Source organism: Mycoplasma sp. CSL7503-lung, from assembly GCF_025515455.1.
Taxonomy (GTDB): Bacteria; Bacillota_I; Bacilli_A; order Mycoplasmatales; family Metamycoplasmataceae; genus Mycoplasmopsis.
In genome coordinates this window covers 13,079-33,486 of sequence record NZ_JAOPHP010000001.1, presented here as the reverse complement: position 1 = coordinate 33,486, position 20,408 = coordinate 13,079, and the positions used below count along the sequence as shown (strand labels likewise).

The following is a 20,408-nucleotide window of genomic DNA, read 5'->3' as shown; positions in this document are numbered from 1 at the left end:
TTGATAAATCATTTAAATATAACTCTTTATTATTGAGTTATATTTTTTATTAAAAACTTAATTTTAATATAATAAAAATGGAAATTAATTAAATCTCCATTTTTATTATATTGTTAGTTAAATTCAATTAAATTAAAAGTAGGACGATATTTTCTACCTTCTTTAGCTTGATGTTTGCCGTTTAAAATAGTAGCGTCAGCAGAAAAAGAATTGTTAAGTTTAAAAATTGATTGTCCTACACCATAATAATCAACCGGTACTTTTAAATCTTCAAACTCTTTTATTTTCGTTTCGTTAAAACCTGAAGAAACAACAATTTTATACTGTGTTGCGCCTGCTTTGTCAAGAGCTTTTCTTAGATTAATAATTTGTGTCGGATTTACTCCGTAATGAGGTTCTCTATTATCGAACATATGATCAACCATATTTTGTGAAGTATCAATTCTAACACCTCACACTTTATCCCCGAAAGCTTCTCAAATTCTCAGAGAATCTTTTATAATATCATTATGATAATCAACTAAAGATATTATTTTAGTTTCGGGATAATGTTTTATAAATGCTCTAGTAGCCTCAACAACATCTCCGTTGAAACCTTGAATTAGCACATGTGGCATACTACCAAAAACCGTAAACTCTCCTTGGTCACATCATTCTTTTTGAGCTAATGTAGAAACTATTTTTATTCCGCCTATTTTAATTGCCTTACCATCTATTTCTTGGTTTATATAATGATCAGCTCTATCACCCATAAAAATAACATCTTTATTTTTAGCAGCTTTTTTTACTTTATATCCATTTGTTGCTATTGAGGTACTTCTTGATAAAATACCATCAATAACCCCTTCTCAAATACCAAAATCTTGATAATGTCCTTCAAGTTCTAAAACAACATCTAAACTATTTATTTTTGAACCTTCTGGTAGATATTTTATTTTATATTTAGAAACATCAGTATTATGCTTCAAAAATTCTAAAACTTCATCAATTCCAGCTAAAATAGAATCATCTTTTCTTTGAAAAAATTGCATAACAATAACATTGTTTGGTTTCTCTTTTGCTAATATATGTGCGGTTTTATGAAAATAACTAGCAACATATTTTTTGTTTTTATTCATTTTTTTCCTTTTCTAAAAATAAGTTACTTAAGAGTAACTATTTTTTATTTTCTTCCTTAGTTTGTTTTTTTATACCTTTGTAAGAAGTTGGAGATACAAACCAAACTTTAGGTAAATTATTTTCGTGTGGTTGTCTAATTCTAAGTACTCTACGTAATATGAACCCTATAATCGGGGATGTTAAGAATGAAAATAGAACAATCAAAATAATATTTATAACCTTGAAATAAATATTAGATCCTCTATATCCAAGCGGATGTTGAAAAGAAATTATAGAATATATAGCAATACCACGATCTATTTCTCTATTAAACCTCTGTGGAACATCGTTTGGAAAATTATTTGATGATAGCGGAGGTAATTTAACTAAACTATTAAAATTATTATATTTGTATGAAACAAAATAAATTGTGCTAGCAAATATAAGATATAAAACCGGGAACACAAAAGTCACCCATATAGTTTTATTACTAATTTTAATTTTTTTACGCTCTCATCACAATGTTGATAAACCAATTAATGGACCAATAACGTGTCATATAATAGTTCTGTAAATATCATTTTTACTCATATAACCTAAGATGGTAGAGTCTGTTATTGTCCCTGATCAAAAAACGATGACAACGATAATGATATATATCATGCTTGAAAAATAAATTTTATGCGCAATTAAAGATTTATGATAAAAAGGTAATAACAAAATAGAAACCGCCATTAATACATTAGACATAAATGTAAATCAATGTGTACTACCACCTCATAAATCATTTACCGCATTTGGTAATATATTCTCATATATTATTCTTTGTTTTTGAAAATCATTTTCATTATTTGCTAATTTATTAATTTCTCTAATTATTTCTGGATTTTTATGATAAAAATCTCAAACATCATCAGTTCTATCATTTCATTCTCAAACAACTGTAGAAATATACAAAACTATCAATATTATACCTATAATAAAAGTTAAAATATTTTTACTTTTTTGACTTAAATGCAATTTAACTTTTATCCTCATAGGTACCTCTTTTTACAAAAATGTAGAAAGTATTATCGAAATAACTACAATCATAAATACAATTCCAGCTAAAACTATATACTTAGTTATTTTTTTGATGTTATATTCTTTTTTTATTTTTAAAAAAGCAAGGTAATTGATTCTTAGATCCTCGCTTTTTATGATGTTATTATAAAGTTGAAATCTCAAATTTGATAACATTTTTAAATATTTGTTATCACTTTTCTTTTTCTTTTTTAGTTTTTCAACTTTTTTTATTTCGATATCAATATCATTAATAAACCTATTTCTTAAAATAGCAAAATTAATATCAACACCATTTATTTTATTTTTTTTCATTTTATTTTAATACAATGATAGTAATCTAATTTGAATGTTTTTAGGAGTAACATTTATTAATTTTTTAACACTTGTTTCTATATTTTTGGTTAATTCTTTAATAATAATATTTACTTTTTTTTCACTATTCAATTTTACTTTTACATCTAAAAAAATATAACAATTATTTCTTTTTGAATCAATACTAATTCTAGGTTTATTAATTAATTTTAATAATTTATTATTTAAGAAACATAATTTTATACAATCAATTATCGCACTTTCTTGAACTACGTAAACCTGATCAGAATGATATGAAACATTAATTCAACTCATTATTTATTGCTTTTTCCGGCGTATTTACCAGTTTCTGTAGAAACAATTATTTGATCACCTTCTTTTATAAACATAGGTGTTTCAAGTTCAAAACCAGTTTCAACAATAACTTTTTTTTGCGGATTTGTTGTTGTATTACCTTTGACAGCATCCGGAGCAGAAGTAACTTCTAAAACGATATTTGCTGGAAGTTCAATATCAAGAACTTCTTCTTCAAATTTTCTAACTAAAACTTCTGAACCTTCTTTTAAAAAGTTTAACTCTCATTCCACTAATTTCACTGAAATTTCAATTTGTTCAAATGTTTCTCCATCCATTAAAATAATATTTTCTCCGTCTGAATATAAGAAACTCATTTTTCTTTTGTCTATATGAGCTTTTTTAACTTTATCTCCACCAGTGAAAGATTTTATAGTTGTAGAACCACTTCTAAGGTTTTTTACTTTTGCTTTAACATTAGCTTGACCACGACCTTGTTTTGAATGTTGAGCTTCTAAAACAATAAAAATTTCTCCATCTAACTGGAATGTAATACCTGGTTTAAATTCATTAACATTTACCATATTTACTCCTTAATTTATAATTAATATATTAATTATACTTATTTTTTACTATTTCCGTTTCATTTTTATTCTTTTTTTAAATATTAGTTGGAGGAAAAATGAAAAATACAAAAATAGATAAAATACAGTTATTTAAACTTTACAAAATAAAAGATAAATTAAAAAAATCAATAGAAGAATATAATAAAGATAAAGTAGAATATTTATTACCTATAATGCGTGTAGATAATGACTTACTACTAGGAAAAGTTATTTTTAATTATAACAAAGAAGATCAACAAAATTATATTGAACTATATGACCATAATTCGCTATGAGAAATGTCAATGTTATTTGATAATTTTTATCGAATGAATGCAACTTTTTTTGAATTTTTGTCTGAATTGGATGATCAATTTAAAAATGTTAGAGTTAGCGAGGTAAACGAGCTCGCAATCCTTGACAAAGTAAAATTTTATTTTACACAAGATAATAGCTTTACAAAACTAACATACGTATATCCCCAAAAAAAGGAAGTAGAAAAAAATTTATATAATTCACACTAATTGTTTTTGTGTTAAAATTAGTTGATGAACATAGAAAGAAATAATATTAAGAAATTTTGAGGCTCATTTTTAAAAAATTTGATTTTTACAATTAGTTCATTCATTTTTTTAATTTGAGCCATTATAAATTCATTTACAAATTTAGAAACATATAATTTTTTTGGATTGAAAGATAGTAACCAATTATCTTGAATTATCTGACCAATATTTTTGTTATTATTAATAATTAATATTTATACATCATACCTAGAATATTCGGTCTTTTCGAAGATAAATACTAATAATAAATATTTAAGAAAATATAAGTATTTGATTATAGGTAATGTTTTTACATTACCATTAAGGTTTATTATTTTAGTGGGAACCGTATACGAAGATGAAGTATTTTTTATAGATTACAAATTAGCAAAAAAACGTAGAAATGGATCGTTTACTGTTAAAGAAATTAGTCTTGCTGGTATATTTTTAGGACTTTTTATCATTTTAACAACAATAACTCATTATACAATTGCAAGAACAATAAGTTTTAGTTTTGAATACGTTTTTTACATAATATTCGCCTTTTTTTTCGGTAGATATAAAGGATCGTTATTATCATTTATGGCCGATTTTTTTGGATTACTTATTTCTGGAAAAATAGGTTTTTACCATTGAGTTTATGCGATTGTACCTATAATTTCAACATTTACAATATCAATTTTTATTGAAATGTTTAAAAAGAATAAAAAATTATCATACATTTTTATGGATATTTTTTTAATGCTAGTTTTTGCAACATTAATCATTATATTTATATATAAAACAGGAGACCCAAAAGTAGCTAAAAAGGGTTATAAAATATCTGAATTTCTAGGATTATCTTATCTGTCATTTGGTACCATGATAGGATTATCTACACTCTCAGGAATTTTATTAATAGCCTTCAATATAATGATTTTTTGAGCTCTTTTTACTAAGAATAAAAAAGTAAAAACTAAATTAAATTATATGATACTATTTTATTTTTTAATAGTTTCATTAATCGTTATATCTCGTTGAATTTGAGGTCCATTCGCGTTTATTATTTTTGCAAATACATTCTTAGGAAAAGCATATACATTATCAGACCGTTATTTAATTTTAATGTATCCAATAGTTCTAAGATCAGTTATAATTATTCCTGTTTATACTTTTGTCTTATACACTATTTTCATCCCATTATCATTTTTAAAAGAAAACAAATTGTTAGATGTTAAAAAAATAAGTTATTTTTAGAGATAACTTATTTTTTAATTTATTTTGCTTATAAAATTTGATAATCAATCAGAATCATTATTATCCATAGTTAATAATGCAGTATTTTGAACAGATTTCATACCATTTGGCATAACACCAGAATATTTAGTTACTTCAAACATTGATTCATCGTTATCTGCGTCACCAAAACTTATTGTTTTATTTACGCTTAAATCATATAAATCTAGTAAATATTTAATAGCATTCCCTTTTGTAGCATTTATACTCATAATATCTAGAAACGGCTCTTGTGAAACAACACCATATATTTCATCGAATTCTTTTTCTAAATTTAAAATTTGTTCTCACTTCTCTACAGGATTACTTTCTCTTAAAACTAAAAATTTACAAAAAGTTCAGTCTTTAACCTCTTTTGTGAAATCTCCTTCTTTATACTCTCCGTCTCTAATTCTAGAAAAGTATTTTTTCTTCACGAAAAAATCGGTTTTATAAGTATTATATCCAGCTACAAATTCAGGAGTATAAACTAGAAAATCATATTCTAACTCAATTAATTTTTTATAAATTTGTACAGCTATTTTATTAGGAATGTGAAAAGTTTTTAATAATGAATAATCGTTATTCAAAATGATTGATCCATTAGCAAAAATTAAAGGATGCTTTGTAGGAACATTTTTAACAATGTCTCAAGCTGTAAAAGGTGGTCTTCCTGTTGCTACAAAAATATTCTTATTATTTTCAATTAATGAATTGAGTACATTTAAATTTGTTTTATTAATTTCTGTTTGAGAGTTTAGCAATGTACCGTCTAAATCAAAGAAAAAATTATCAATATTATTTAATTTAATTTGGAAAGGTTTTAATTCTAAAATGACATCAGATTCACTAAAATTAATTGATTCAATGCTAAAAACTCTTTTATTAGTTAATTTTGTTTTTAGACTTATTAAATCATTAACTTTTAAATGAAATTTATCCTTATAATTTTCCAAAATAATTTTATTATCAATTATTTCGTTATTTGTATAAAATTGTTTTATCATTTGACCCCTTAAAATTTATATCGAAAATGAATTTAATATAAGACATTATAATAAAAAAACTTAGAAATAAACTAAGATTTTTTATTATTATACTCTTTTGTTATGTTTCTTAGTCAGTCTAATTTAATATATAAAAACTCGATAATAAACATTTTTACTAAATCAGATAAGTAGAATATAAAGTAAAAGAAACCTACCGGGTATTGCATAGAATCAATTGTATTTGGCACTATTAAGTATGCAATTATAGCTAATCATACCATTTGTAAAACTCCGGTTATAAAAACTGTTATTCCAGTAATGTTGTTTCTACCACCTGTTTCTAAAATTCTAACGCTAGTTGCAAAGAAAATTCAACTAGGATTAAATACAGCAATCGAAATAGATGTTAATTGAACTTCTTTTAAGTAATAATAAGAAGCTAAAAGTTTTTCTTTAGCAATTATTTTTTCATCAGTAACACCATCTGCAATTAAACTTTTCGCAACATTTTCTTGAATACCGTTTGATAAAAATGTCATAAACGGAATAAAAATTATTACAAATCCAAAAATAGAAGATAAGGTTAAGGCCAATGTAACATGAAAACCTTTAAGCTCTTTTGCATTTCTTTCTGCTAGTTCAAATTCATCATTACCTAATTTTTGACCAACAAATAGAGCTATATTAGAACCGACAACACCAAATGCTGCTGTAAATATATTAGTCAATGAAGCAGTGATTCCTAATACGTCACCAGAACTAAGACCTCAATGTTTGTAATTTGAACTTTGTTGACTACCTAAAGAACCAATCGGAAATGCTGCCGCTCATAAAAAAACTCTAACCGCAACAAAAACAAAATTTGTTGAACTTAGTAAAAAACTTGGCATTCTTTTTAGGAATTGTAATCAAATTTCCTTTGAAACTTTAAAAATTTTAAAAGGATTAATTAAATATTTTCTTGTCTTTAAACGTATAAAAATTAAAGCTAACACTATTGATACTAATCCTGAAATAATTGTTGCATATGCTGAACCAACAACTTGAAATCTAGGAATTAATATTAAATTGAAAACTACATTGGATAACAATGAAGCAAGAGAAACAAAAAATGATGCCCCACCATTTCCAGTTTCTCTTAATATAGAAATAGTAGAAAAATTAATTCCTGTAATTAATCACGAAAATGAAATTACTTTAATATATTCTGTTCCTAAATTAACAACAGTTTTATAAGAAATATCATTTGGATCACCTTTGGTGACCGATCTCATAAAAAATTCTGGCGCAGACATTATTACTGCAAAGAATAAAATAGCTAATCCAAAAGATAAAATATACCTTGCTCTTACTACCTGTATAGATTCTTCTTGTTTAACGGACCCTCGATATTGACCGAAAATAGATGTACCTACAATATTAATACTAATTAATAAACCTCTTATTATAGCAGAATATCCATTTGCAAAACTAAGAGCCGATACACCTCCTTCTATATTGGTAACCATAAAATTATCAATAAAACCATTTAAAGATACTATAATACCCGAAAAAATGATAGGTATAGCTATTTTTGAATATACCATTCATCTTTGTTTATTTGATGGAAAGTGAGATAAAAATGTATTAAGAATGTTTCTATACATTTTTATAATTTAAGTTTTTGTTACTTAATTTAATTAAATATCCAGAAAAAATCTGGTATATATGATTTTTTTTGCTCATTTTTAACTCCTCCAAATTATAAAATAAAAAGTTAATTCAATTATAAATAATTATTATAAATAATTAAATATTTTTCTTAAAAAATTAAAAAAAGCACTTTTATTATACAAAAATGCTTTTTTTAATTTTTATTTTGTTTTTAAATGCCCATATAACTTTATCTTTTCTCTATATGTTAAATGCTTTTTATTGTTCAAAAAATTAACACTATCAAGGACATCTGAATTATATATAATAACTATTTGTTCTGTTTGTCTACCGTAAAAATGTTGATATTTAGTGTTTTTTCAGCTAGAATCTTCCTTACTTTGAACTATCTTTTTATATTTTGGATTCCCTTTATTATTCAACTGATCCAAAATTAAATCTACAGCATCAGAACCATTATCATTAATTTCCGTTAAACCTATAATATCAAAACCTGATTTTTCAATAAAATGAGCAATCGCTTTATATTTAAATTCTTTTTGATATTTATATGCTTTTAAATTTTCATTACCGTAATTGAGGATATTTCAATGAGCAATTCTTAGTTGGTTAGCATCTTTTTTAGGGTTTATTGTAGCGATAGAAGTATTAATATTTTTATTTGTTTTTATATTTAAATCAACATAAACAGGAGCATGATCTGACAAACGATTCCTTATATTTCAACCTTCGTCTTCGTGGTTGTTATATCATTTCATACTTTTAAATTCATCTTTATTATTAAATCTTTTAAATTCTTTTATTATATCTATTTTAAAATCTAAATGAGGATTATCGACATCATTTATTAAGTCATAATATTTATTTTCTCCGTTTAAATAATAAATTTTGTCGTAGGGTTGAACGTATCCAGTACCATTTTTGTTTAAAGAAGTAAAATATTTTTGTCCTATTCCATATGAATTTAAAACTTTATTAATTTCTGGATCAAAATTATTGTCCAAATTAAAATTTTCTTTTTCAATATTAGTATCGCCTCCAAAGATAACTAAAGAATTTTCTTTTGAATGCTTTTTGTAATATTTCATTAATTTAGGTATCGCTAAAAATTCACTAGCTTCTTGAGATCCTAAAGAAGAACCATAGCTTTTATATGCTAAATTATCTGTATTAGCACCATATTCGTTGTATCTACCATTATTTTTCTTTCCAGGGCTATCTAAATGGTCAAAAATTGTAACTATATTAGGGAAATTTTTTTCACTTTTTAATTCAAAGCTAGCACCAAATGGGGGTCTAACATAAACTGTTTCTTCGGAGCGTTCTACTTCATGATCGTTATTATTAGCTACTACTGGACTCAGTTTCTTTATTTTCTTCAGTTTCTTCAGAATCAGAAGATGTGTTCGGTACATTTGAAGAGGTTTCTCCAAAAATAAAAGATTGTTCAATTAATTCATCATTATATTTACAAGATATTCTTAACTCTTTAGTTGAATCATCTCATGTTGCAGAAATATATTTTTTCTCTGTTGCACTTTTAATATTATCTTCGATATAATTTGAATTTATAGAAAATACATGGTTTTCTTCTTTATTTCCTTCTCCATATATTCCATAATATTTAGATTTAGAATACTTATGTAAACGAATACTTCCGTCTTTTACTCTTTTATTAAATAATTTAATTAAATTTTCTTTTTCTAATTGTTCATTTAAAACAAAAACTTTATTTTTTTCTTGATCTTCTTTTTTACCTAAATCGCCATTATCCTCTTTATTTCCCTCATTAGTTTCAGCTTTAACGTTTGATTCTTCTGATGCATCAGAAGAAGAAGTATCTTCATTATTTTTTGAAGGATCATCTTCTGCTCTTGATTGAGCGTTATTAATATCGTCACTAGAAGAAGAGTCATTACTTTCTGAAGATTCTTTTTCAGAATTATCATCACCTTTCGGCCTTTGAACCTCCGATGATTTCTCCACATCTTCTGATTCAGTACTTTCTTTTTTCTCAACTACAGAATTTGCATCTTCTTCAGTGCTTGATTCATTGTTATTCATATCGTCATCAGAAGAAGAGTCATTAATTTCTGAAGATTCTTTTTCAGAATTATCATCACCTTTCAGTCCTTGAACCTCGGACGATTTCTCATCATCTTCCGATTCGATACTTTCTTTTTTCTCAACTGCAGAATTTTCATCTTCACCTGATGTATCATTATTGTTAGGCTCTACACCCGCAACTTCTTCCTTACTTTTAGATGAAGTATCTTCTTTTGAAGAATTATTGCTATCTACAACTTCATTAGATGAACTCCTCACCTCATCCGTTGTATCATTGCTTTCTTCTTCTGAAGAAGTTTCGTTTAAATTATTAGTTTCCTCGTTGCTTTCATTATCGCTTATGTTAGTTTCCAACTCTATACTCGAATTGATAGTATTACCATTAGATTCATCCTTAACTTCAATTTCAGATTTCACATTTATATTTTTTTCATTTTTTTCAACGCTTTTCTCTTTTTCTTTAGTTTGAGATTGAGAACAACTTATAGTTGTGACTGCACTTACACCAGAAATGATTATTAATATATTTTTTATAATTTTTTTATTTAATTTCATTTATTAACCCCTTTTTAAAATGTTTTACAATTTATTATATATTAAATAAGGCAGTAATTCAAGGGAATAAATTATTATTTATTTTTTCTTGGTTAATATGGGACTTTTTATGAAATACAAAAAAGAAGCCTAGTAAGCTTCTTTAACTAAATAAAAAACGGTCTTGCTTTTTTATAATATAAATATCCTGAAAATGTTGATAATGTTACAGGTATTATAAAGTATAAAGTATAAACTCATTTACTTCAATTTCAATAATGTAAAAAGTTATTTTCTGTATGTATATCTACTAAAATTAATATGAATAAGATCACTATAGCAATCGATAATGTCATGGTTTTTCACTTAGCACTTTTAATAGCCTCTACTTTAACATTATTTTTAGACATAATTATTCTAAATGCATCTACAACTATATCTCTTAAAATAAGTAAAATTAAGTATGTATAAGGTAAAAAATTATTAATACTTAAAAAAATTAGAACAGACGTTGTCATTAATTTATCTGCTATAGGATCAAAAATTTTGCCAAAAGTTGATACTACCTTTCATTTTCTTGCTAAATAACCGTCAATAAAGTCAGTCAACATAGCAATAATGAAAAAGAATAATATGATTAAAAGTATAATTGTTTTATTCTTTTCATCAAAACGGAGATAATAATCGTTTGAAAAATATATCGCTAAACCTACGACAGGGATAATAAATAAAATACGTAAAATAGTTAATAAATTAGGTATTTTATTTTTCTTGAAAATCTTCATTTAAACTTTCTCTTTTACTTTTATTCAAAGCATCAATGTGCATAGTTTTAAGTTCTTCTTTAATTGTATTTATATCTTTTAAATCATCTATTTCTGTTTTATTTTGTTCTTTTACTTGTTTATAAATTTTATCTTCCTCATTTTTAAAATAGACAATTATTTCGTTTAATTTTTTATTTCAAAGATTTGAGTTTAAATCTTTTAACATATTTAATTTTGTTTTTAAATTGTTTAATTTTTCATCCGGAATAATAAATGTTTTATATTCGTAAGAACTCATGATATTTTCTAACAATTCTCTTGTAGCGTTATTTATTTGACCCATTTTATATTCGCCAATACTTACGACAAAATCGTCGTGAATTTTTGCATTTAATTCTACTAATTTATTAATTTTAACCATTAATTCATAACGATATTTTAAAGAATCATTTTCAAATTCTTTAGCGGCAATTCTTGTTCTTTTTTTCTCAATCTTCTCTTTAATATATGAATATATAAAATAAACACCTATCAAGGTTAAAAGAACACCTAATATTACTCAGATTATTATATTACCACTTCCTAATGCACTAATAGAACTAGAACTTGTGGTAGTTGTATTAGTTTCTTCAAACATTCTATTAACTTTAATTAACATTTTTTCCTTTCTTAATTGTAACTTTTCATTTTACTTCTTTTTCAATTGTACATTCATTTTGAATCTTATCTTTTAACTCTTCATCGTTCGGTATTTTTTCATTTTCTCGATCGGCATCTATTATGATTTTATAAAGAAGATTTAAAAGCATTTTTCTATCTACTCTTGTTACTGTTGTTGCAGGTTTATAACTTAAAACACCACCATCATTTAATCTTTCATTAATTTCGAAATCTAAACCACCAAGTTCACTTTCAATTTCTTTTTTAATTCTTTTAGCTTCCTGATTATGCTCGTTATATTCCTCTGCTAATGATTTTAATTTGTCAAAATCTAAAACATTATCTAAATTTTTATCCATATTATTTTTCTCCTTACATTAATATTATTTATGTTCCTAATAATCCCGCTACATAAGCAATATACATGACTAATATGTTTAAACCAAAGAAAATTAATGTAGCTAAAGCATCTGATAAAGTAGTTAAAATTGGCGCCGACATTACGGCCGGATCTTTTTTTAATTTAATAGCTAAAAGAGGTATAACTGTTCCTAGAAATTTTGCTAAAATAACTACTATCCATAAAGAAAATGAACTTGCTATTATTATAAAAGATAGTTCTCCTCATTTAAGAGAAGGATCTCTGAAAAACGGAATTGAATAATAAATATATAACCTAACAATATTTACTAAAAACATTATTAAACCGATTATTAAACCTATAGTAGTTTCTTTTCAAACTACTTTACCATATTCATTATTTTTAAAATCACCTAACGATGCTGCACGCGTAACCGTAGTTGAAGATTGAGAACCTGCATTACCTGCTGCACCACTAATTATCGGTATTAAAGAGGTTATTATACCAGTTGAAATAGTCACATGAACCACGCTACTAAAAAAACTTTCACTTATTGAAGTAAATTCTTGGATTATGTATTGGGAAATTGTTGCTGATATCATTAATATAATCAACCAAAAAACTCTAGCTCTAACTATATTTCTAATTGATTTTTTAATATAACTATCTTCAACATTTTCGTCGCGAATACCGGCCATTTTATAAATATCTTCAGTAGCCTCATCTTGAATAATGTCGATAATATCATCAGAAGTAATCATACCTATCAATCTTTTATCACTAGAAACAACGGGTAGTGTTGACCTATCATGATTAGAAAAAATTTGTGCCGCATACTCTTTATCATCTGTTGTTTTTACACTTGCAACAGCATTATATAATTCATCTAACAATGAATTTTCATCTGAAAAGACTAACTCTTCTAATGTTATATCTCCAACCAACTTACCTTGTTGATCTACAATATAAAAATTGTGACCCATTAAAACATTTTTATTATAATCTGCCCTAATTTTAGAAATAGCTTTTCTTGCAGTTCAATTAGACTTTAAAATAGAAAAGTCAACACTCATAAAACTACCTATTTGGTCATCTGAATAGGATAGCAATTGATTAATCTTATCTCTTTTATCTTTAGAAGTATTAGATAAAATTTTTCTTGTTATATTTACAGGTAAATCTTCAATAATGTCAGCTAATTCATCTGTTTCTATTTCTTGTAAAACTTTTTCACCTAAATCATCGCTAAATTGAATAACTAAATTAGTTTGAATTTCATCGTCTAAATAAGAAAAAACCTCTGCCGCTTCTTCGGTTCTAAGTATTCTAAGAACGTATATTTGTTGTTCGCTTGTTAATGATTCAACTGCCCTTGCAAAATCGGCATGAGGAGTATCTTCTTCCAATTCTCTTAGTAGTTTTACGCTTTTTGATGATATTAAATTTTTTATTTCTTCATGAAGAATTTGGCTTTGTAATTGTTCGATGTTATTATTTTCCATTATGATTTTTCGATTAAATATTTAATCAATTCCTCTTGGAAATATTCAATTTTAACAGAACTTATATTACGATCTTTCATAATTTTAACGCTACCATTTTCTTCAGAAACTACTATTGTAGTTGCATCACTTTGTTCGGAAATACCAATCGCAGCACGATGTCTAGAACCAAAATCGCTTTCTAATGATTTTTTGGTTATTTTATAAAAAGTTGATGCATAATAAATTTTATTATCACGTATAACGACCGCACCATCATGCAATGGCGAATTTTTATTAAAAATAGAAATTAAAAGAGAACTAGAAATATTAGCATTTAAAATAATTCCATCAGTTCTTAAATTGTCAATATTATCATTATTTTCTATTGTTATTAGAGCACCTATTTTATGTTTAGATAAATACTCCACACTTTCTCTAAGTTGGTTAATCAAACGAATTTGGCTACTACGACCCAATTTATCATACTTAGATTTCTTAAAATAATTACTAAATCATTTTTTTAGATGTGGTAATCCGACGATTAATAAACTAAGTAAAATTAAAATAAAAATCGCAATAACAAACCCTAAAATCACGTAATTAACTACAACCATTTTAAGCAATTCTCCCTATTACATAGGCTATTACCAAAAAAGTAGCAATTAAAAACATTGCAACAAACGTTCCAAATAAATTATAAAAAATATCTTTTTTATATCATACTAATTGTTTTTGTTCATCAAAATATTTTGCCTTATTTTGTTCTTGTAAAACTTTTGCTCTAGCATATTCGATTTCATTTTTTCTAAATTGAATATAGTCTATTTTCTTATTTTCTTTGTTCATTTTTAGCTCCTATTAATTATAATTATAATTCTTTTAAATAAATAAAAGATTATTTTTTTCTAGCGTATAAATAATTAATGTTTTTTCCTTTACTAGATCATTTAATTTCATAACCTGTTTTATAATTATTTTCATTATATTTTGAATTGTGTAAATCGGTTGTTAAATCAATAATTTCTCAATCATTTTCTTTTAAACTTTCAATTGAATAATTGAAAAAATTATCGTTATCAGTTTTTAAATGTAATTGACCGTTTTGGGTTAATAATTTTTCATATAAATTTAAATATTTTTTATAGGTTAACCTTCTTCTCTCGTGAGAATTTTTTGGTCAAGGATCACTAAATGTTAATCAAATTTTATCTACATTTCCTTCGAAAATTTCACTTAAATTATCTGCATTTTCTGTAATTATAAATAAATTAGTTAACTTTAAATCATTAATTTTGTTTAAGATTTTGTTAGCAACTGTTGGATATTTTTCAATTGCAAAAAATCTTATTTCAGGATTATTAAGCGCTAATTGAGCGATCATCTCACCTTTGCCTGCCCCAATTTCAACAACATCGTTTGGTTGTAATTGGATTGGAAATTTATTTAAATAAAACTCTGAATTATTTAATTTATCTTGTGCTGTATTATCATGTCTTAATCTCATAATTTAAATTATATAAGAGTTATTTAAATATATGATATAAAACTATAAAAAAATAATATAATATATAAAAATATGATTAATAATTTAGCAAATAGTTTAAGGCCAGAAACATTCGATGATATTGCAGGTCAAAAAAACATAGTAGAACTTTTGAAAAAAGTTTCAAAAAATAAAATTACTACTAGTTTTATTTTTTTTGGAGAAAGCGGCGTAGGAAAAACTACTATGGCGCTAATTTTAGCTAAAAATATGGGTTTAAATTACGAATATTTTAATGCTTCAATCGATGATAAAGCTAAATTAACTAAAATTTTAGAAAACAACGAAATAATTATAATAGACGAAATACATAGATTGAACAAGGATAAACAAGATATATTGCTTTCATATTTAGAATTTGATAAAGTTATAGTTTATGCCACAACAACAGAAAACCCATATTTTAAAGTTAATCCTGCGTTGAGAAGCAGAATGCAAATTCTATCATTAGAAAAAATAAGTGAAACAGATATTGTTGAATATATCAGAAAATTGATAATAAATAAAAAAATTAAAATAAAGATAAGTGATGAAGTTTTACTTGCTCTTTCTCGGTTTTCTTCCGGAGATTTAAGATTATGCTTAAATAACTTACAATTAATTTCTTTAATATTAGATGATGAAAAAGAAATATCAAAACAAGACTTAAAGAAAATAATACCAAATATAAATTTTTATAGCGATTCAAATTCTAGCGAACATTACAACAACTTATCAGCATTTCACAAAAGTCTTAGAGGAAGCGATATTGACGCATCTCTTTATTATGGATTATTAATTTTAAAAACAGGCGACGTTAACGGCTTATTTAGAAGAATGCTTTGTGTAGCGTATGAGGATGTTGGGATGGCTAATCCTAATTTAGGTTATCGCACAGAAGCTGCAATTAGAGTTTATGAAAGACTTGGCGAGCCAGAAGGAAAATTAGCTATTTCTGCCGCCATTATAGATTTGGCTAATTCTCCAAAGAGCAATTCTGGATATTTAGCCCTTAAAAAAGTTGAAGAAATGCTCGATGAAGGTAAAATATATCCAATACCAAAGCATTTAAAAGATTCACATTATAAATCTGCCTCAAAATTAGGTCATGGAATTGGATATAAATACCCACATGACTTTAAAAATAATTGAGTTGAGCAAAATTATTTACCTAAAAATATTCAAAATATTAAAATATTTGAATATGGTGATTCAAAATTTGAACAAGATTCAAAAAAATATTGAGAAAAAATAAAAATAAAGGAGAAATAATGATAAAAATTGATATTAATACAATTAACAAACTAGAAGATCTAAAAAAAATTAAATCAGAACTTTTAGGAACAAATGGCGAAATTTTCAAACTACAACAGAAAATAAAAACCGCATCAGTTGAAGAAAAAAAAGAAATAGGTAGAGAGATTAATCTTCTAAAAAAAGAATATGAAGAATTTTTTAAATTAGCAGAATTAAGAATTAAAGATATCGAAATACAAGAAAAATTAAAATCTAGTTTTGTTGATTTTACTGAACCAGTAAATTTAAAATCATCTTTACACCCAATTACAATTATTGAAGAAAGATTAAGAGATTGATTTTTACAAAGAGGATATTATGAACAAGAAGATGGTGAAATCGTCTCAGATGAATTTAATTTTGAACGCCTTAATATTCCTTCGAACCACCCGGCAAGAGCGATGCATGACTCTTTATACTTCGATCCTAAAACATTATTAAGAACACACAATACAGGTATTACTGCTCGTGCACTAGATGAATATAAATATTCTAAAGAAGAAAATAAAGAAGTTTCAATTTTTTCTATTGGTAAAGTGTACAGAAATGACGAAGATGACGCGACTCACTCTCATCAATTTACACAATTAGACTTCGTTTCAATCGGTAAAGTTAGTTTTCAAAACTTAATTTGAACTCTAAAATCACTATTATCATACGTCTTAGAACAAGAAGTTGATATTAGATTAAGACCAAGTTACTTCCCATTTACGGAACCAAGTGTTGAAGTTGATGTTTTCTATAAAGGTAGATGAATTGAAATACTTGGGGCCGGTATGTTACATCCAAAAGTTTTAGAATTAGCAGGATATAACGCAAAAGAATACAACGGATTCGCAGCCGGTTTAGGTTTAGAAAGAATAACAATGATTAAATATGGATTTACAGATATTAGAGATCTATATAAAAATGATTTAAGAATTTTGGAGCAGTTTAAATATGAAAAATAGTTTTTTAAATATATTAACAGAAGAAGGTAAAAAACCTTACTTTAACAACATTATCAATCAATTATCTATTTCTGAAAAAGAAAATAAAGTTATCTTACCATATCAAACAGATATTTTTAGAGCATTTGAATTTTTTCAAGTAAAGGATACAAAAGTTATTTTCATTGGACAAGATCCGTATCATACTTTAGGAACCGCAGATGGTTTAGCATTTTCATCTAGAGATAAAAAAACTCCTCCATCATTGAGAAATATTTTTAAAGAACTTCAAAAAGATTATCCGGAAGTTAAATTGGAAACAAATTCACTTGTTAATTGAGCAAAACAAGGAGTCTTGTTATTGAATACTGTTTTGACTGTAGAATGTGGTAAAGCCAATTCTCATAAAAATATTGGATGAGAAAACTTTACTTTAAAAGTAGTTGAGCAAACAATAAACGAAAATAATAACGTCATTATAGTTGCATTAGGAAAACAAGCGCAAGAATATATCCAAAAATTACCAAATATAAGTAAAATATCAGACGAAAATATTCTAGCAACTTCTCACCCTTCCCCTTTTAGTTACAAAAGAGGATTTGAAAATTTTCAATTATTTAAAAAGATAAATAATTTGCTAAAAAAACATAAAACAAGACAAATTAATTGAGATTTAACTAAGGAGGTAATTTAATGCTTTTATCATTAAATCATATAAATAAATTTTTACCTAATAAAAAACTAAGCCACAAAGAAGTAGAAATTGCATTAAATAATTTAGGAATTGAAGTTGAAGATACTAAAAAATTTAGTGATGTCGAAGGATTATTATTCGCCAATGTTTTAGAGGTAAAAGATAATCCAAACTCTGATCGTCTTGATATCGTTAAATTAGAAACTAAAAATGGAATAATACAAATACAAACTACTAATAGAATTTTAAAAAATGGTGATTTTATAGTTTGTTTTCCTGTTGGTGCTAAAAAAGGTGATTTTACTTTTGGAGCAAAAAAACTAAAAGGTGAACTATCAGAAGGCATGATGGCAGCTTGAAGTGAAATTGGCTACAAATGAGATCTTTTAGCAGAAAAAGATGAAATTCTAGTATTACCTAAAAACTTTGCAACAATTAACGATGATCCTATAAAACTTTTAGGATTAGATGATTACATAATTGAAATTTCACTAACCACAAATCGTAATGATCTTAATTCATATTATTTTGTAGCAAAAGAAATTGCTGCATATTACAATACAGATTTTAAATTTGATTTAGAAGAAATTAAACCAACATTCGAATCAAATATCAAAGTTAAAAATACAATTGCTTCAGAATTAAGTTTTAGCGAAGTTAAAGGTAATAAAGAAACAACTTTATACGAAAAAATGCTTTTAGCTAAACATGATATTTCTTCATTACATAATTGAGCTGTTAACTTAACTAATCTTACTTTATTAAACACAGGAGCAACAGCGCATGTTTATGATAAAAATAAAGTATCCGACCAAATAACAGATGAAATTTTCACAGGTAAAATAAAAATATTAGGAAACAAAGAAATTGAAGTTGAAAAAGTACTAATTATAAAAGATTTAAAAAGACCTATTTCAATAGCTTCCGTTATGGGTCTTGAAGACACTAAAAGTGATTTAAATTCAACAGAATTTATCTTTGAAGTAGGTGTATTTCCTACCGAATTAGTAAGACATGGTGCAAAAGAAATCAAATTATCTTCTAATAGTTCATCTCAAGCTTCAAGAGTAATTTCTTCACAAGTTGCAAATATCGGAATGCAATACATAAGAAATTATGTAAAAGATTTAAAAATCTCACAAACTATTAATCCTATCAAAGTTCCAAATAAGAAAAAAGTATTTTTAGATTATCCTTTATTAAAACTATACGGTCAATTTAATGATTTAGATAAATTAAAAGATTCAATAGAAAAATTATCAAATTTAGATTTTGAAATTAAAATTAATGAAAAAGAACAAAAAATAGAAGTTATGGTTCCAAATTATAGGTACGATATAGAATTAGACGTAGATATTATTGAAGAATTATTCAGAATTTACTCTTACGATAATTTTAGTCCTAATGAATATTTATCTAAACCATATCATGTAACTCAAAAAAGAAATAATTTGAAACAAAAAGTAGTTAATCAAGGATATACCGAAGTTAGAACATTTACTTTAGTTTCAGAAGAAAAGAGTCTTTTTAATCCATTCAAATTTGAAAAAAACATGTCTTTGATGACCTTTGTTTCTAAAGAACGTCAAGTTGTAAGAAATTCTATTATAACTTCACTTCAAGAGGTTGTTGAATATAACCAAAAAAGAAAAATAATTGATATTAATATTTTTGAAAAAGGGATGATAAATAATAACAAAATGGTCTTGGGGCTAGCATCAACTACCAAAGATTATTTAAGCTTTAAAAATGATTTAATTAACATTTTAAATAAAGAAGTTAGATTTACACGTCATTTAAAATATCAAAATAAAAATTTTGATATTAATTTGAACAACAGTATAGATAATCTAAATTTAGAAATGAACCCTTACGCATCAGCGTATATAGTTGCAAATAATACATTAATAGGTTGAATTGGAAAACTTCACCCAAAAAATGATAGTACAAATGCATTTTACGCAGAGGTATTGCTAGATTCATTCAATAAACCTTCTATTTTAGAAGATAATAAATCACAAAATATATCTAATAATTTTTCTTATAAATCAATTGATACAAACCCTTTAAAAACGATTGATATAACTTTTAGTATAGAAACCAATGTAGTTGTAGAAAATCTTATAAACGAAATAAATGAAATTGCTAATAACGAAATTTATTCAATTAAAAAAATTGATGAATATCAAAAAGAAAATAATAAACAAATTACATTTAGAATAAGCGCTTCTGAGAAAATAATAGAAGTATTAAATTCAAAATATAATGCCTAAAAGGAGCAT

General features: G+C 25.4%; 22 protein-coding genes. 6 read left to right on the top strand and 16 right to left on the bottom strand.

Going from position 1 to position 20,408, the window contains the following annotated elements:
• Window positions 1-113 precede the first annotated feature (113 nt).
• The 5 genes from N9R85_RS00135 to efp are packed head-to-tail and all read right to left on the bottom strand — an operon-like array spanning window position 114 to window position 3,353.
• Window positions 114-1,118, bottom strand: a complete 1,005-nt coding sequence (locus N9R85_RS00135) for a nicotinate phosphoribosyltransferase (RefSeq protein WP_262858062.1) — start codon at window positions 1,116-1,118, stop codon at window positions 114-116.
• Between the two features lie 37 nt (window positions 1,119-1,155).
• The gene (locus tag N9R85_RS00130; protein ID WP_262858061.1) at window positions 1,156-2,136 is read right to left on the bottom strand and encodes an MAGa3780 family membrane protein; all 981 of its coding nucleotides are present in this window, start codon (window positions 2,134-2,136) and stop codon (window positions 1,156-1,158) included.
• A gap of 12 nt (window positions 2,137-2,148) precedes the next feature.
• Window positions 2,149-2,475 carry a hypothetical protein gene (locus N9R85_RS00125; protein ID WP_262858060.1) on the bottom strand — a complete coding sequence of 109 codons (327 nt, stop codon included), beginning with the start codon at window positions 2,473-2,475 and terminating at the stop codon, window positions 2,149-2,151.
• Between the two features lie 6 nt (window positions 2,476-2,481).
• Window positions 2,482-2,790, bottom strand: a complete 309-nt coding sequence (locus tag N9R85_RS00120) for an MMB_0454 family protein (RefSeq protein ID WP_205851817.1) — start codon at window positions 2,788-2,790, stop codon at window positions 2,482-2,484.
• Window positions 2,790-3,353: an elongation factor P gene (gene efp / locus N9R85_RS00115; RefSeq protein ID WP_262858059.1), complete on the bottom strand. Its 564-nt coding sequence runs from the start codon at window positions 3,351-3,353 to the stop codon at window positions 2,790-2,792. The genes N9R85_RS00120 and efp overlap by 1 nt, the downstream gene beginning before the upstream one ends.
• Window positions 3,354-3,451: 98 nt before the next feature.
• Here efp and N9R85_RS00110 point away from each other — a divergent pair, with 98 nt between their 5' ends.
• Together N9R85_RS00110 and N9R85_RS00105 are read left to right on the top strand one after the other, a co-directional pair.
• Complete coding sequence (locus N9R85_RS00110) at window positions 3,452-3,898, top strand: hypothetical protein (protein ID WP_262858058.1); 447 nt, start codon at window positions 3,452-3,454, stop codon at window positions 3,896-3,898.
• A 24-nt stretch (window positions 3,899-3,922) separates the two neighbouring features.
• Window positions 3,923-5,152, top strand: a complete 1,230-nt coding sequence (locus N9R85_RS00105) for an ECF transporter S component (protein WP_262858057.1) — start codon at window positions 3,923-3,925, stop codon at window positions 5,150-5,152.
• 14 nt (window positions 5,153-5,166) lie between these two features.
• Here the strand turns inward: N9R85_RS00105 and N9R85_RS00100 are convergent, their stop codons facing one another.
• The 11 genes from N9R85_RS00100 to trmB all read right to left on the bottom strand — a co-directional run bounded on the left by N9R85_RS00100 (window position 5,167) and on the right by trmB (window position 15,189).
• On the bottom strand, window positions 5,167-6,177 hold the full coding sequence (locus tag N9R85_RS00100; protein ID WP_262858056.1) for a Cof-type HAD-IIB family hydrolase: 1,011 nt from the start codon (window positions 6,175-6,177) through the stop codon (window positions 5,167-5,169).
• Window positions 6,178-6,248: 71 nt separating this feature from the next.
• Window positions 6,249-7,805: an MATE family efflux transporter gene (locus tag N9R85_RS00095; protein WP_262858055.1), complete on the bottom strand. Its 1,557-nt coding sequence runs from the start codon at window positions 7,803-7,805 to the stop codon at window positions 6,249-6,251.
• Between the two features lie 207 nt (window positions 7,806-8,012).
• A complete protein-coding gene (locus N9R85_RS00090) occupies window positions 8,013-9,227 on the bottom strand; it encodes a hypothetical protein (protein WP_262858054.1) in 1,215 nt (404 codons plus the stop codon).
• Window positions 9,157-10,434: a hypothetical protein gene (locus N9R85_RS00085; RefSeq protein WP_262858053.1), complete on the bottom strand. Its 1,278-nt coding sequence runs from the start codon at window positions 10,432-10,434 to the stop codon at window positions 9,157-9,159. Before N9R85_RS00085 ends, N9R85_RS00090 begins: the two co-directional genes overlap by 71 nt.
• A 146-nt stretch (window positions 10,435-10,580) precedes the next feature.
• On the bottom strand, window positions 10,581-11,198 hold the full coding sequence (pgsA, locus tag N9R85_RS00080) for a CDP-diacylglycerol--glycerol-3-phosphate 3-phosphatidyltransferase (protein ID WP_262858052.1): 618 nt from the start codon (window positions 11,196-11,198) through the stop codon (window positions 10,581-10,583).
• Window positions 11,176-11,838: an MHJ_0274 family protein gene (locus N9R85_RS00075; RefSeq protein WP_262858051.1), complete on the bottom strand. Its 663-nt coding sequence runs from the start codon at window positions 11,836-11,838 to the stop codon at window positions 11,176-11,178. Before N9R85_RS00075 ends, pgsA begins: the two co-directional genes overlap by 23 nt.
• On the bottom strand, window positions 11,828-12,199 hold the full coding sequence (locus N9R85_RS00070; protein ID WP_262858050.1) for a hypothetical protein: 372 nt from the start codon (window positions 12,197-12,199) through the stop codon (window positions 11,828-11,830). Before N9R85_RS00070 ends, N9R85_RS00075 begins: the two co-directional genes overlap by 11 nt.
• A gap of 28 nt (window positions 12,200-12,227) precedes the next feature.
• On the bottom strand, window positions 12,228-13,703 hold the full coding sequence (gene mgtE / locus N9R85_RS00065) for a magnesium transporter (RefSeq protein WP_262858049.1): 1,476 nt from the start codon (window positions 13,701-13,703) through the stop codon (window positions 12,228-12,230).
• Entirely contained in the window at window positions 13,703-14,299 is a 597-nt protein-coding gene (locus N9R85_RS00060) for a diadenylate cyclase (protein WP_262858048.1), read from the bottom strand. Before N9R85_RS00060 ends, mgtE begins: the two co-directional genes overlap by 1 nt.
• Before the next feature lies 1 nt (window position 14,300).
• Window positions 14,301-14,531: a hypothetical protein gene (locus tag N9R85_RS00055; RefSeq protein WP_262858047.1), complete on the bottom strand. Its 231-nt coding sequence runs from the start codon at window positions 14,529-14,531 to the stop codon at window positions 14,301-14,303.
• A 49-nt stretch (window positions 14,532-14,580) separates the two neighbouring features.
• Entirely contained in the window at window positions 14,581-15,189 is a 609-nt protein-coding gene (gene trmB, locus N9R85_RS00050; RefSeq protein WP_262858046.1) for a tRNA (guanosine(46)-N7)-methyltransferase TrmB, read from the bottom strand.
• A gap of 72 nt (window positions 15,190-15,261) precedes the next feature.
• On the opposite strand from trmB, the gene N9R85_RS00045 reads away from it, so the two are divergent.
• The 4 genes from N9R85_RS00045 to N9R85_RS00030 are packed head-to-tail and all read left to right on the top strand — an operon-like array spanning window position 15,262 to window position 20,399.
• Window positions 15,262-16,479, top strand: a complete 1,218-nt coding sequence (locus N9R85_RS00045) for an AAA family ATPase (protein ID WP_262858045.1) — start codon at window positions 15,262-15,264, stop codon at window positions 16,477-16,479.
• Complete coding sequence (gene pheS / locus N9R85_RS00040; RefSeq protein ID WP_262858044.1) at window positions 16,479-17,453, top strand: phenylalanine--tRNA ligase subunit alpha; 975 nt, start codon at window positions 16,479-16,481, stop codon at window positions 17,451-17,453. Before N9R85_RS00045 ends, pheS begins: the two co-directional genes overlap by 1 nt.
• Window positions 17,443-18,126, top strand: a complete 684-nt coding sequence (locus N9R85_RS00035; RefSeq protein ID WP_262858043.1) for a uracil-DNA glycosylase — start codon at window positions 17,443-17,445, stop codon at window positions 18,124-18,126. The genes pheS and N9R85_RS00035 overlap by 11 nt, the downstream gene beginning before the upstream one ends.
• A complete protein-coding gene (locus N9R85_RS00030) occupies window positions 18,126-20,399 on the top strand; it encodes a phenylalanine--tRNA ligase subunit beta (RefSeq protein ID WP_262858042.1) in 2,274 nt (757 codons plus the stop codon). The genes N9R85_RS00035 and N9R85_RS00030 overlap by 1 nt, the downstream gene beginning before the upstream one ends.
• Window positions 20,400-20,408: the final 9 nt, after the last annotated feature.